Source organism: Hyphomicrobium sp. NDB2Meth4 (assembly GCF_900117445.1).
Taxonomy (GTDB): Bacteria; Pseudomonadota; Alphaproteobacteria; order Rhizobiales; family Hyphomicrobiaceae; genus Hyphomicrobium_A.
On the sequence record NZ_FPEJ01000001.1, the window covers coordinates 775,053 to 787,830 of the forward strand.

The 12,778-nt window shown below is 62.8% G+C and carries 17 protein-coding genes; all 17 read left to right on the forward strand.

From position 1 onward, the window contains the following. Nucleotides 1-232 precede the first annotated feature (232 nt). The 17 genes from NDB2M4_RS03675 (at nucleotide 233) to NDB2M4_RS03755 (ending at nucleotide 12,757) form a co-directional block, all read left to right on the forward strand. A complete protein-coding gene (locus NDB2M4_RS03675; protein ID WP_072370217.1) occupies nucleotides 233-1,069 on the forward strand; it encodes a 4Fe4S-binding leucine-rich repeat protein in 837 nt (278 codons plus the stop codon). Next, on the forward strand, nucleotides 1,044-2,525 hold the full coding sequence (gene sufB, locus NDB2M4_RS03680) for a Fe-S cluster assembly protein SufB (protein ID WP_072370220.1): 1,482 nt from the start codon (nucleotides 1,044-1,046) through the stop codon (nucleotides 2,523-2,525). The genes NDB2M4_RS03675 and sufB overlap by 26 nt, the downstream gene beginning before the upstream one ends. Before the next feature lie 30 nt (nucleotides 2,526-2,555). Then, a complete protein-coding gene (gene sufC / locus NDB2M4_RS03685) occupies nucleotides 2,556-3,314 on the forward strand; it encodes a Fe-S cluster assembly ATPase SufC (protein ID WP_072371768.1) in 759 nt (252 codons plus the stop codon). Between the two features lie 4 nt (nucleotides 3,315-3,318). After that, complete coding sequence (sufD, locus tag NDB2M4_RS03690) at nucleotides 3,319-4,656, forward strand: Fe-S cluster assembly protein SufD (RefSeq protein ID WP_072370223.1); 1,338 nt, start codon at nucleotides 3,319-3,321, stop codon at nucleotides 4,654-4,656. A 1-nt stretch (nucleotide 4,657) separates the two neighbouring features. Next, nucleotides 4,658-5,899 carry a cysteine desulfurase gene (locus NDB2M4_RS03695; RefSeq protein WP_072370234.1) on the forward strand — a complete coding sequence of 414 codons (1,242 nt, stop codon included), beginning with the start codon at nucleotides 4,658-4,660 and terminating at the stop codon, nucleotides 5,897-5,899. Between the two features lie 363 nt (nucleotides 5,900-6,262). Then, nucleotides 6,263-7,759, forward strand: coding sequence for a nitrogenase cofactor biosynthesis protein NifB (nifB, locus tag NDB2M4_RS03700; protein WP_171988034.1), 1,497 nt, complete (start codon nucleotides 6,263-6,265; stop codon nucleotides 7,757-7,759). A 23-nt stretch (nucleotides 7,760-7,782) separates the two neighbouring features. Further along, nucleotides 7,783-8,007, forward strand: coding sequence for a 4Fe-4S dicluster domain-containing protein (locus NDB2M4_RS03705; protein ID WP_072370239.1), 225 nt, complete (start codon nucleotides 7,783-7,785; stop codon nucleotides 8,005-8,007). Between the two features lie 13 nt (nucleotides 8,008-8,020). Continuing rightward, entirely contained in the window at nucleotides 8,021-8,374 is a 354-nt protein-coding gene (locus tag NDB2M4_RS03710) for a HesB/IscA family protein (protein ID WP_072370242.1), read from the forward strand. 8 nt (nucleotides 8,375-8,382) lie between these two features. Continuing rightward, complete coding sequence (locus tag NDB2M4_RS03715; protein WP_072370245.1) at nucleotides 8,383-8,922, forward strand: hypothetical protein; 540 nt, start codon at nucleotides 8,383-8,385, stop codon at nucleotides 8,920-8,922. Between the two features lie 38 nt (nucleotides 8,923-8,960). Beyond that, nucleotides 8,961-9,281: a nitrogen fixation protein NifZ gene (locus NDB2M4_RS03720; RefSeq protein WP_072370248.1), complete on the forward strand. Its 321-nt coding sequence runs from the start codon at nucleotides 8,961-8,963 to the stop codon at nucleotides 9,279-9,281. Next, nucleotides 9,278-9,616 carry a nitrogen fixation protein NifZ gene (locus NDB2M4_RS03725; protein WP_072370251.1) on the forward strand — a complete coding sequence of 113 codons (339 nt, stop codon included), beginning with the start codon at nucleotides 9,278-9,280 and terminating at the stop codon, nucleotides 9,614-9,616. The genes NDB2M4_RS03720 and NDB2M4_RS03725 overlap by 4 nt, the downstream gene beginning before the upstream one ends. Continuing rightward, entirely contained in the window at nucleotides 9,613-9,825 is a 213-nt protein-coding gene (gene nifT, locus NDB2M4_RS03730; RefSeq protein WP_072370253.1) for a putative nitrogen fixation protein NifT, read from the forward strand. The genes NDB2M4_RS03725 and nifT overlap by 4 nt, the downstream gene beginning before the upstream one ends. Before the next feature lie 2 nt (nucleotides 9,826-9,827). Further along, nucleotides 9,828-10,097, forward strand: a complete 270-nt coding sequence (locus NDB2M4_RS03735) for a hypothetical protein (protein ID WP_072370256.1) — start codon at nucleotides 9,828-9,830, stop codon at nucleotides 10,095-10,097. After that, complete coding sequence (locus NDB2M4_RS03740) at nucleotides 10,094-11,245, forward strand: DegT/DnrJ/EryC1/StrS family aminotransferase (protein ID WP_072370259.1); 1,152 nt, start codon at nucleotides 10,094-10,096, stop codon at nucleotides 11,243-11,245. The genes NDB2M4_RS03735 and NDB2M4_RS03740 overlap by 4 nt, the downstream gene beginning before the upstream one ends. A gap of 47 nt (nucleotides 11,246-11,292) precedes the next feature. Continuing rightward, nucleotides 11,293-11,598, forward strand: a complete 306-nt coding sequence (locus tag NDB2M4_RS03745) for a 2Fe-2S iron-sulfur cluster-binding protein (protein WP_072370262.1) — start codon at nucleotides 11,293-11,295, stop codon at nucleotides 11,596-11,598. A 23-nt stretch (nucleotides 11,599-11,621) separates the two neighbouring features. Continuing rightward, entirely contained in the window at nucleotides 11,622-11,840 is a 219-nt protein-coding gene (locus NDB2M4_RS03750) for a hypothetical protein (protein WP_072370266.1), read from the forward strand. After that, the gene (locus tag NDB2M4_RS03755; protein WP_072370269.1) at nucleotides 11,837-12,757 is read left to right on the forward strand and encodes an SIR2 family NAD-dependent protein deacylase; all 921 of its coding nucleotides are present in this window, start codon (nucleotides 11,837-11,839) and stop codon (nucleotides 12,755-12,757) included. The genes NDB2M4_RS03750 and NDB2M4_RS03755 overlap by 4 nt, the downstream gene beginning before the upstream one ends. Nucleotides 12,758-12,778: the final 21 nt, after the last annotated feature.

Sequence of the window (12,778 nt, forward strand, 5' to 3'; positions counted from 1 at the left end):
ATCCCCGACGCGCACATTATAACTATTCAAATTCAACCAGTTAATCTCTGGCACGCGGCTTGAAAGGGTGACGGTACGACTTCGGTCGTCAGGCCTTTCGGAGCGAACAGATGGCGAGTCACAGCGCAGGCGAACGGTCTCGCATCATTGCAAAACGCAGCAGCGCAACCAGCGCGGAACGGCGCCGGCCTCTGACCTGCGTCAGCGAAAAGTTCGCCGCGGAGGCGCGGCAATGAGCGGCGCGGACGACGCAAACGCTGCGCTGGCGGCCATCGATTGGCTTGGCCGCCCTGTCCAGTGTGGCGACTGCCCGCATGAGCCGATCCGCGCTGAAGCACGCTGCGATCTCGGTCGCATCTGCGTCCGCGATCAGCGCGCCCGCCGCATCGATCGCTTCTTCGCTGCAAATCCCGCTGAAGCCGACAAGTACCTGAAGCACCCCTATTTCGAGACGCGCGTGCTGGCCGCCAAGTACGCCAGCATCTTCCTGCTGCCTCCTCTGATGGACGACCCCGAGCCGGACGTGCGCACCATGGTTGCGCAGCGACTGCCGCTGAACCGCATCGCCCATCTTTCCAATGACCCTGATCGCAAGGTGCGCATGGTTCTGGCGCAGCGGCTGGAAGGCGCAGCGCTCGTCGCCATGCTGCACGATGTCGACTACTGGGTGCGCCTTGGTGCCGTAAAGCGCGTGCCCGAGGACGTGCTGCCCATCGCCATGCACGACTCGGATCCCCAGGTGCGCCGCGAAGTGGCGCGCCGCATCAAGTCGGACGTGCTGCCGGCCATGTCGTTCGATCCAGATCCCTTGGTGCGCGTCGCCGTCGCTGCACGGCTGGAGCCCAAGCAATTGATGGCGCTGGTCGAAGATGACGATTTACGCGTCCGTTACGTCGTCGCAGAGCGCGGCACGCCATTGGTGTTGGCGCGCCTTCAGGACGATCCCGACCCCGAGGTCAAACAGCTTGCGCGCCAGCGCGCCAAGTCTGGCGGCGACACGACGCCCTCGAGCGCCAACAACGTATGCATTAGCGGAGAGAAGAATGGCGGCCGTCCAGGAGACCGTTGATCACGTTCGGCGCATCGACGTCGAGCAGTACAAGTACGGATTCGAGACCAAGATCGAATCGGAAAAGGCCCCCAAAGGTCTTTCCGAAGACATCGTCCGCTATATCTCGGCGAAGAAGGAAGAGCCGGAGTGGATGCTCGAGTGGCGGCTGGAAGCTTACCGCCGCTGGCTCAACATGCGCGAGCCGAACTGGGCGCGCGTCGACTATCCGCCGATCGATTACCAGGACCTCTACTACTATTCTGCGCCCAAGAAGCGCCCGACGCTGAACTCACTCGATGAGGTCGATCCGGAAATCCTGAAGACATATGAGAAGCTCGGCATTCCCTTGCAGGAGCAGGAGGTGCTGGCGGGTGTCGTCGGCGCCGATGGCCGCCCGAAAGTTGCCGTCGATGCCGTGTTCGACAGCGTCTCCATTGCCACCACCTACAAGGAAGAGCTTGCCAAGGCTGGCGTGATCTTCATGCCGATCTCCGAGGCGCTGCGCGAATATCCAGACCTTGTGCGCAAGTACCTCGGCTCCGTCGTGCCGAGTACCGATAACTTCTTTGCCACGCTAAACTCGGCGGTCTTCTCCGACGGCTCGTTCGTCTACGTGCCGGAGGGTGTGCGCTGCCCAATGGAGCTGTCCACCTACTTCCGCATCAACGAGGAAAAGACCGGTCAGTTCGAGCGCACGCTCATAATCGCCGACAAGGGCGCCTACGTTTCTTATCTCGAAGGCTGCACGGCGCCCAAGCGCGACGAGAACCAGCTTCACGCCGCCGTGGTCGAGCTGGTTGCGCTCGACGACGCCGAGATCAAGTACTCGACGGTTCAGAACTGGTACCCGGGCGACGCCGACGGCAAGGGCGGCATCTATAACTTCGTCACCAAGCGCGGCGACTGCCGCGGCGCCAACGCCAAGATCGCCTGGACGCAGGTCGAAACCGGTTCTGCCATCACCTGGAAATACCCCAGCTGCATCCTGCGCGGCGACAATTCCAGCGGCGAGTTCTACTCGATCGCCATCTCCAGCGGCCGCCAGCAGGTCGACAGCGGCACCAAGATGATTCACCTCGGCAAAAACACGACGAGCCGCATCATCTCCAAGGGTATCTCTGCCGGCCGCTCCGAAAACACCTATCGCGGTCTCGTGTCGGCGCACCAGAAGGCCACCGGCGCGCGCAACTTCACCAACTGCGACAGCCTCCTCATCGGCGAAGAGTGCGGCGCTCACACGGTGCCCTACATCGAGGCGCGCAACGCGTCGACCCAGTTCGAGCACGAGGCGACAACCTCGAAGATCTCCGAGGAGATGCTGTTCTACTGCATGCAGCGTGGCCTCTCGAGCGAGGAAGCCGTCGCCCTCGTCGTCAACGGCTTCGTCAGCGATGTGCTGCAGCAGCTCCCCATGGAGTTCGCCGTTGAGGCCCAGAAGCTCATCAGCATCTCACTTGAAGGCAGCGTCGGCTGATCCAGCCCGCAACGGATGAAGGAATATGCAATGACGCCCTTACTGCAGATCAAGAACCTTCAGGCCGAGATTGCCGGCAAGAAGATTTTGCACGGCGTGAACCTCGACATCGGCAAAGGCGAGGTGCACGCCATCATGGGGCCGAACGGCTCCGGCAAGTCCACGCTGTCGTATGTGCTGGCCGGCAAGCCCGACTATGACGTGACGGGCGGCGAGGTCCTTCTCGACGGCGCCAACATCCTCGACATGGCTGCCGATGAACGCGCCGCCGCTGGCCTGTTCCTCGCCTTCCAGTATCCGCTGGAAATTCCCGGCGTCACCACGATGACCTTCCTGCGTGCTGCGCTCAACGCGCAGCGCAAGAAGCGTGGCGAGCCCGAGCTTTCCTCGCCCGAGATTCTTCGCCGCGTCCGCACCGAGGCCGAGAAGCTCGGCATCGATCCGGAAATGCTGCGGCGTCCCGTGAACGTCGGCTTCTCCGGCGGCGAGAAGAAGCGCGCCGAAACACTGCAGATGTCGCTTCTGGAGCCGCGCGTATGCGTCCTCGATGAGACAGATTCAGGTCTCGACATCGATGCGCTGAAGGTCGTCGCCGATGGCGTGAACCGCCTGCGCTCTCCCGATCGTTCCATGATCGTCATCACCCACTACCAGCGCCTGCTCGACTACATCGTTCCCGACGTCGTGCACGTCTTCTCCAAGGGTCACATCGTCCGCACCGGCGGCAAGGAGCTTGCGCTCGAACTCGAAGCCAACGGCTACGCCGAGTACGTAGAAGAGGCAGCGTGAACCGATGAACATGGAAGCACGCCCGGTTAGAACCGCCGCCGACGAAGCCTTCATCAAGGCGTTTGCCGAGGTCGGTGCAGACCTTCCCGGCAGCGCCAACGTCAAGGCGCAGCGCGCCGCCGCGTTTGGGCGCTTCGAGGCGTGCGGGCTGCCCACGCGCCGCGTCGAGCAGTGGAAGTACACCGACCTGCGCCAGTTCCTGCGCGAAGCACGCCCACTCGCGGCACCGCCAGGAGCTGTAGAGCGCCAGCGCGCCAACGATGCGGGGCGTGCCTTCGCAGCCATCAAGCCGCGCCGCCTCGTTTTCGTTGACGGAACGTTCGTTGCCGAGCAGTCAGATCTCACCAAGCTCGATGACGGCCTGACCATCACCTCGCTCGCTGACGCGCTCGCCGCTGGCGATGCCGAGGTGGTCAAGCGCATTAGCGATTCGAACGTCAGCCAGGGCGACATCGCGTACGCGCTCAACACCGCGTTCATGGCGGGCGGCGTGGTGATCGCCGTCGAGGCAGGCAAGCACATTGCCAGGCCAATCCATCTCGTCTTTGCCAACTGCGCCGAAAAGCCGGCCAGCATCTTCGTGCGCTCGCAGGTCTCCTTGGGCGCCGGCGCACGCTTGACCCTGCTGGAGAGCCACGAGGCCTTCGGCGCCGAGGAATACCACGTCAACAGCGCCATCAACGTCGATCTCGGCGAAGATGCAGAGCTGGATCACGTCAAGCTCGGCAGTGATGCCGCTGCCGCCATCCACGTGTCGACCACCGGCGCGGTGCTGGCCGCTGGCGCTCGTCTCCGCGACTTCGCGCTCACAAGCGGCGGCGCCATGGTGCGCAACCAGCTGTTCGTCACCTGCAACGGGACGGGCGCAATCGTCGATCTGCGCGGCGCGAACCTGCTCAAGAACCGCCAGCACGCCGATACAACACTCGTTCTCGACCACGCCTCGCCAGGTTGCCAGAGCCGCGAGCTATACAAGTCTGTTCTGGACGACACCGCCCGCGCGGTTTTCCAAGGCAAGATCATGGTGCGCCGCAAGGCGCAGAAGACCGACGCGCGCATGATGTCTCAAGCGCTGTTGCTCTCGGAGACGGCCGAGACCGACAACAAGCCTGAGCTCGAGATCTTCGCCGACGACGTCCAGTGCGGCCATGGCACCACCTGTGGCGCGCTGGATGAAAAGATGAAGTTCTATCTGATGGCCCGCGGCATTCCCGCAGACGAAGCCGAGGCGCTGCTCATCAAGGCCTTCCTTGGCGAGGTGATCGACGGCATCTCTAGCGAGGGCGTCCGCGTTGCGCTCAGCGCCATCGTCGATGCGACGATGGACGCACGGGGACACTGACATGCATCCAGCGGTCAAGAACGGCAGTTATGACGTCGAGCGCGTGCGTGAGGATTTTCCCATCCTCAGCATGCGCGTGCACGGCAAGCCGCTTGTCTATCTCGACAACGCTGCATCCGCGCAGAAGCCGGAAGCCGTCCTTGGCCGCATGCAATACGCCTATACGTCCGAATACGCCAACGTGCACCGCGGGCTGCACTATCTGTCTAACGCTGCCACAGCCGCGTTCGAGGAAGCCCGCGAAAAGGTGCGCGCGTTCCTCAATGCCGAGCGCGCGGACGAGATTGTGTTCACACGCAGCGCCACTGAGGCGATCAATCTGGTGGCCTATACGTTCGGCCGCGACCGGATCAAGCCTGGCGATGAAATCGTGCTCTCCATTATGGAGCACCACGCCAACGTCGTTCCTTGGCATTTCCTGCGCGAGCAGTACGGCGCCGTTATCAAGTGGGCGCCCGTCGACGACGACGGCAACTTCCTGATCGACGAGTTCGAGAAGCTGCTATCGCCACGCACGCGCATGGTGGCCATTACCCACATGTCGAACGTGCTCGGCACCATCGTGCCGGTGAAGGAGGTCGTGAGCCTCGCTCATGCGCGCGGCATCCCCGTGCTCGTCGACGGCTCGCAGGGTTGCGTCCATCTCGACGCCGACGTGCGCGACATCGACGCGGATTTCTACGTCATCACTGGCCACAAGCTCTACGGGCCGACCGCCATCGGCGCTCTCTACGGCAAGTACGAGCTTCTGGAGAGCATGCGCCCCTTCAACGGCGGCGGCGAAATGATCAACGAGGTGTTCGAGGACAAGATCACCTACGGCGTGCCGCCGCACCGCTTCGAAGCCGGCACCCCACCGATCGTCGAGGCGATCGGTCTTGGCGCCGCGCTGGATTACATCGCTTCCATCGGGAAGCAGCGCATCCGCGCCCACGAGACCGAGTTGACGAAGTACGCTCACGAGCGGCTTCGCGAGATCAACTCCCTGCGCATCATTGGCAATGCCGCCGACAAGGGAGCCATCGTCTCCTTCGAAATGAAGGAAGCGCACGCACACGACTTTGCGACCCTCATCGATCAATCGGGCGTCGCCGTCCGCGCCGGCACCCATTGCGCCATGCCGCTGCTGCGCCGCTTCGGCGTCGGCGCCACGTGTCGCGCCTCGTTCGCGCTTTACAACACGCGCAGCGAAGTCGACCGCCTGGCAGAAGCGCTGATCAAAGCGCGCGACCTCTTCGCCTGACCAATCCGCTATCGCCGCACTTCGTCGTTCGTCGCCTCCGCGACGCACGACGCATGCGCGCTCCTGACCGATGTCGGGTTCCCAACAGCTCCGACATTTCTCGCGCCGCTGTCGGCATCGCGACATCGCAAGCGACAATTGGAAAGCGGCGTTATTTCAATGTGTTGGAGAGCGTGCGACGCGTGGCACGCAAGTTGCCTAGAGCCTTTCTAGACGGCGATTGGGTCGTCGGCCGACACGGGACAAAAGCTCGGCCGCCGATGCAATCGCCACCACGGGCATAGCGAGGTCGGCACTATGGACGGACTAGTTGAACGCAACGTTGAGGCAGCGAAGGAAGATCCGCGCTCACTCGACGAGGTGATGCAGGAAATTGCAGAGCACAAAGGCTGCGGCACCAAGGGCGGCAGCGGCAAGGCGAGCTGCGGCACTGGCGCAGGTCAGGGCGATATGCCCGCTGAGATCTGGGAGAAGGTGAAGAACCATCCCTGCTACAGCGAGGAAGCGCACCACCACTATGCACGCATGCACGTCGCCGTTGCGCCGGCCTGCAACATCCAGTGCAACTACTGCAATCGCAAATACGATTGCGCCAACGAATCGCGCCCCGGCGTGGTCAGCGAGAAGCTGACGCCTGAGCAGGCGGCCAAGAAGGTGCTCGCGGTCGCATCGACCATCCCGCAGATGACGGTGCTCGGCATCGCAGGCCCTGGCGACCCGCTCGCCAACCCTGCCAAGACCTTTAAGACCTTCGAGCTGATTTCGCAGACAGCCCCCGACATCAAGCTGTGCCTATCGACCAACGGTCTGGCCCTGCCTGAGCACGTCGACACGATCCAGAAGTTCAACGTCGATCACGTCACCATCACCATCAACATGGTCGACCCGGAAATCGGCGCCAAGATCTATCCCTGGATCTTCTACAATCACCGCCGCATCGAGGGCGTCGAAGCAGCGCGCATTCTCTCCGAGCACCAGCTGCGCGGCCTCGAGATGCTCACCGAGCGCGGCATCCTCTGCAAGATCAACTCGGTGATGATCCCAGGCATCAACGACAAGCACCTTGTCGAGGTGAACAAGGCCGTCAAATCGCGCGGCGCCTTCCTGCACAACATCATGCCGCTCATCTCCGCGCCCGAGCACGGCACCGTCTTCGGCCTCACCGGCCAGCGTGGTCCGACGGCGCAGGAGCTGAAGGCGCTGCAGGACGACTGCGAAGGCGAGATGAACATGATGCGTCACTGCCGTCAGTGCCGCGCCGACGCCGTTGGTCTGCTTGGTGAGGATCGCTCTTCGGAGTTCACCACCGACAAGATCATGCAGATGGACGTCAAATACGACCTCGACACGCGCAAGGCCTATCAGGAGAAGGTCGAAGGCGAACGTCAGGCCAAGGTTGAAGCCAAGCAGGCAGAGCTTGCCACGATGGCCGGCGAGATGAGCGACATCAAGATTCTCGTCGCTGTCGCCACCAAGGGCAGCGGCCGCATCAACGAGCACTTCGGTCACGCCAAAGAGTTCCAGATTTACGAGCTCTCCACCTCCGGTGCGAAGTTCGTCGGTCATCGCCGCGTCGATCTCTACTGCCAGGGCGGCTTTGGCGACGAAGCGAGCCTAGAGACGGTCATCCGCGCCATCAACGACTGCGCGGCAGTGTTCGTCGCCAAGATCGGCGGTTGCCCCAAGAACGATCTGCTCAAGGCCGGCATCGAGCCCGTCGATCAGTACGCGATGGAGTTCATCGAGCAGTCGGCAATCTCTTACTTCAAGGACTACCTGCAGCGCGTGAAGAGCGGAGAGATCGAGCACGTCACGCGTGGCGATGCCGACATCCGCCAGGGCGCGCTCATCAACGCTTAAACTCGACTAACTGGAGCTGATAAATGGCCTACAAGATCGTCGCATCGCAGTGCACATCGTGCTCGGCTTGCGAGGCGGAATGCCCGAACGTCGCCATCTCCGAGAAGAACGGCACGTTCGTTATCAACCCGAAGAAGTGCACCGAGTGCATCGGTCACTTCGACATCCCGCAGTGCGTCGCGGTGTGCCCGGTCGATGATACGTGCATCATCGACACCTCCTATCCGCGCTACCAGGCGCCGGCTTGAGGAGGACGCTTCCATGGACATGAGCGTAACACCCGCTGCACAGAAGTTCATCCAACGCATGTTGCGCTTCGACGGCGGTCCGGGAAGCGGGTTCCGTCTCGAGGTTACGGCGGGAGGCTGCTCCGGACTGGCGGCACAGTTCAGCGTCGAGACGCAACCGCGCTCGGGCGATGCTGTCGTGGACGTGAGCGGCGTCAAGTTCTTCCTGCCGGCCGAAAGCCGACTGCTGCTCGACGGAGTCACGGTCGACTTCGTCGACTCGCCGCTGCAGACCGGGTTTGTGTTCCACGATCCCAAGGCCAAGTCGTGCGGCTGCTCCTCGGAGAAGGCGCCGGCAGTTGACGCTTCGTCGCTCAAGCTGAGTTAGGGGCGACGATGACGGCAGCGGTCAGGAGCATGGAGGCACCTCTGGCGGACGACGCGCTCATCGCGAGCGTATTGCTCGGTCAAGGTCTCCCGGCCGCTGCCGAACACCATCTGCGCATGGCGAGCTTGTCCTATCACAACGCAGACCTTGCAGAGCAGCACCTGCGTGACGCCGAGGCGCTCGCCCCGGGCCATGCGGCCGTGCTGATCGGTCTCTACCGGTTTTACTTCTACAAAGGCCGTCTCGATGAGGCGCTCGACGTTGCGCGCGTATGCCTCGCCAAGGCAGCCCGCGAGAATGGGCTCAGCAGCAATTGGCGCGACGTCGCGCGTGACGACGCGGATTTCAGCGGTTGGGACGCAGTGCTGCCGCGCTTCTATCTCTTCACGCTCAAGGGCTATGCGTACCTCAATATGCGCCTCGGCAACGAGGGCGAAGCGCGCCTTGCGGTGGAGAAGCTTCTCGATCTCGATCCCACAAACAAACTGGGCGGCCGCGTGCTTCTCGAAGTGCTCGAGCGCAAGGGCCGCGATGATGACGACGACTGACACCAACGCAAAACGCTTCTGATCCACGAGGTGCGACGATGACGAACATCAGCCGCGATAGCGACACGGTCGAGCTCAACGACCCGCCTTTGTACGACTACGGGGCCAAGGTGCGCTCACGCCGCACGATCCGAAATGACGGGACGTTCCCCGGCAAGGACATCGGCGAGATTCTCGTCAAGAAGGGCGAGGAGGGCTACGTGGTCAGCATCGGCACGTTCTTGCAGCAGTTCTACATCTACGGCGTCGAGTTCGTGAGCACGGGCTATCGCGTCGGCATGAAGCGCAAGGAGCTCGAGCCCGCCAATCCCGAGCCCGCGCCCGCGCCGGCAGCATCCGCGCCGGAGTCCGAACTATGAGCGAGCAAACGAGCACTGCCGAAACGGCGGCACCAGCAGAGGCTGTCATCCCGCGCGAGCCAGTCGCCCCCAAGTTCGAATGGGGCCAGCGCGTGCGCGCCACCGTCGATCTCTTCAATGACGGCTCTTTCCCCGACGTTCCCGAGGACGAGCTTCTCGCCAAGGTCGGCGACGTCGGTGAGATCGTGCAGGTAGGCCGCCACGTCGAGGCGAACGTCGCAATCTACTTGGTCGAGTTCAACGAGCGCCGCATCGTCGGCTGTCTCGAAAACGAGATCGAGCTCTCCAGCGCACCACCGACGATCGATGTCAAACAAAAGGACGCCAGTGAATGAAGGTGATGATCCGCAGGAGCCACGAAGGCCAGCTTTCCGCCTACGTGCCCAAGAAGGATTTGGAAGAGCCGATCGTCGAGGTTGAGAAGCCCGATATGTGGGGCGGTTTCATCATGCTCGCAAATGGATGGAAGCTGCAGCTTCCCGAGATGGCACCCGAAACCATGCTCCCGATCACGGTCGAGGCGCGCAAGCTGAGTGGGGAATAGTCATGTCGCTTGAACAGGACGAAATTGCCGACATTGAACAGGTTCTGACGACGCGTCCTCCCGAGACGGTATTCGCCGAGCTTCGTGAGCGCTTCCCCGACCTGTCCCTCACGCGTTGCGATGTTTCCGACATCGACACCGAAACGCCGTTCCGCGAGTACGGCCGCTTCAGCCTCTACCTGGTCGACAGCGCCGATCATTGCTGGCGCCTCACCGATGACCCCAGCCGCGCGACGGGGCTTGTTGTAGCGGAGCGCAAGACGCTGTCATGAAGCCCACGTGGATCCCACTTTCTGATCCCGACATCACGCACGACGAGCTCGATGCGGTGAGCGAGGTGCTTCAGTCACCGCGCATCTCCGCCGGGCCGGTCGTCCAGCGCTTCGAGGCGGCATTCGCCCACTACCTCGGACGCAGGCATGCTGTCGCGGTATCCAGTGGGACCATGGGCATTGTGCTCGCCCTGCAGGCGGCCGGAATAACAGCTAACGACGAGGTGGTGGCCTCGCCCTATGGCTGGCGCGAAAGCGCCCACGCCATCGCCGCGCTAGGGGCCCGCCCGCTGTTCGCCGACATCGACTATTGGGCCGGCACCATCGTGCCCGAGAAGGCGGAAGCCGTCATCGGCGCGCGCACAAAGGCCATCATCGGCGCCAACGTGAACGGCCATCCGGCGCCATGGAACAAACTGCGCGAGGTGGCAAACCGCCATCGCACCGTGTTGATCGAGGACTCCACCGAGGCCATCGGGTCGATCTACCAGGGCAAGAAGGTAGGCACCTTCGGCGACATGTCCGTGTTCGATTTCTCACAGCCAGGCCCCCTCGTATGCGGCGAAGGCGGCATGGTTGTTACCGATGACGACGACCTCGCCAGCAAACTGCGGCAGCTGCGCAGCCGCCGCCCCGAGGACCGTTCATCCGTGGTCTTTGGCATGACGGCACCCTTTCAGTGCGCCATGAGCGACATGTCGGCCGCGCTTGGTCTGGTGCAGCTCGAGAGGCTCGAGGTCATCCTAGAAAAGCGCAAGCGCGCCGAGCGCTGGTACTACGATTACGTTCAGTCGTTCGAGGGCATCAAGGATCCCTACATCGGCCCCGACGTCGACGTCGTGCATTGGTTCCTTTACGTCGTGCATCTCGGTACTCGCTTCTCGCGCTCCAGCCGCGACGCCATCGTCGAGGACCTGCACACCGAGAGTATCGAGGCGGCCGCATACGCCACTCCGCTGCACGTGCAGCGCCGCTACATCGAGTACGGCTACCGGCGCGGAAGTTTGTTCGTCACCGAGAAGGTGGCTGATCGCGCTGTCGCCCTCCCATTCCACACTCACCTGACTGAAGAGCAGATAGCTTTCATCATCGGAACGATGAAGGACGCATCGATCAACGTGGGTGCTGGTACCGCCATCTACCTGTAGGCGGACCCGAACAACACAGCCATCGGATTATCCAGGAGACCAAAATAATGCCCACCATGACGATCATGCCATCCGGCAAAACAGTGGATGTCGTCGAAGGCGCACGCGTCCTCGATGCCCTGCTCGCCGCCGAGGAAGGCATCGCGCACAAGTGTGATGGGAACGCCAAGTGCGGCGCTTGCCATATCTTCGTCCACGACGGCCGCCGCAGCCTTTCAAAGGTTCAGCGCGCTGAGAACGAGAAGCTCGACACCATCGTCGGCGTCGGCTCGAAATCGCGGCTCGCATGCCAGGCGCGCTTTGGCACAGACAACGTGACGGTGGAGCTTCTGGGCTTCTCGTCGGGATTCTAACAGCCAACAGAAGGAGTACGGAAATGGGAGAGGCAATGGTGCTTGTGCATGTCCGTTTTGCGCCGGACGGCAGCGTCACCGAGATCGGCGAGCGCCCGGCGGGCGCGACGCCACAGAAGTGGTTCGACACCCTGAGCGAGGAGCTGAAGGGGCAGTACCAGCCACTGTCCGGCGGCCGCGGCGTTTTCCGTGAAACGCGCACGCGCATTGAAGCGCTCAAGAGCGGAGCAACGATTCAATGAGCCAAGGCAGCATCGAGGCAATTCGCTCGGCGCTCGGAGCCGGCACGCTCATCCCGTATCTGGGACCAAGCGTACTGGCGCTCACCGGTGACGATTGCCCGGTGCCGACCTCCGCAGATCAGTTGGTCGCACGCCTCACCGCGAAGGCGAGCGTGCCGCACAAGATCCGCAATAACCTATCTGCGGCGGCGCAGTTCATCGAGAACTTCAAGCATCGCAAGACTGTCGCCAAGGCAATGGCTGAAGCCTTCGACCCGAAGGTTCCGCCGACGGTGTTGCACCGGTTCTTCGCCGCCCAGCCCAAGCTGCCGCTGCTCGTGCACGCTTGGTATGACGACCTCCCTCAGCAGGCGCTTGCGGGACGGCCGTCCTGGGGCATCGTCCAGGGCGTCAGCCAATCGGAGCACTTCGGCAACTGGGTGCACTACCTGCGTCCGGACGGAACGCGCGTGGACGCCGGGGCCGCAGCGACCAGCGCCGCCGAAGGCATGCCGCCCGCCGTGGCGCCGGTCGAAGCAGCAAACTGGGCAACGTTGCTCTATCAGCCGCTCGGCTCCGTGCGTCCCGCCGCAAACTTCCTGGTGTCCGACACCGACTATGTCGAGGTGCTCACAGAGATCGACATTCAAACGCCGATCCCCGAGCCGGTGCAGAACATCCGGCGCGGTCGTCACTTCCTGTTCCTTGGCTGCCGTTTCGCCAACCAGCTCGAGCGCACGTTCGCGCGCCAGATCATGAAGCGCTCTTCGGACAAGCATTGGGCTGTCCTGCCCGATGAGCCGACCCGCAACGAGGCACGCTTCTTGGTCGAGCAGAACATCGAGCGCATCGCCATCCCGCTCGACAAGTTCATCGGCGATCTGGTGCAGCCGCGCGAGGCAACGGCCAACGGCGCCTGGATGGCGGCGCAACACTGATCGCACTTTACGATTGACGGA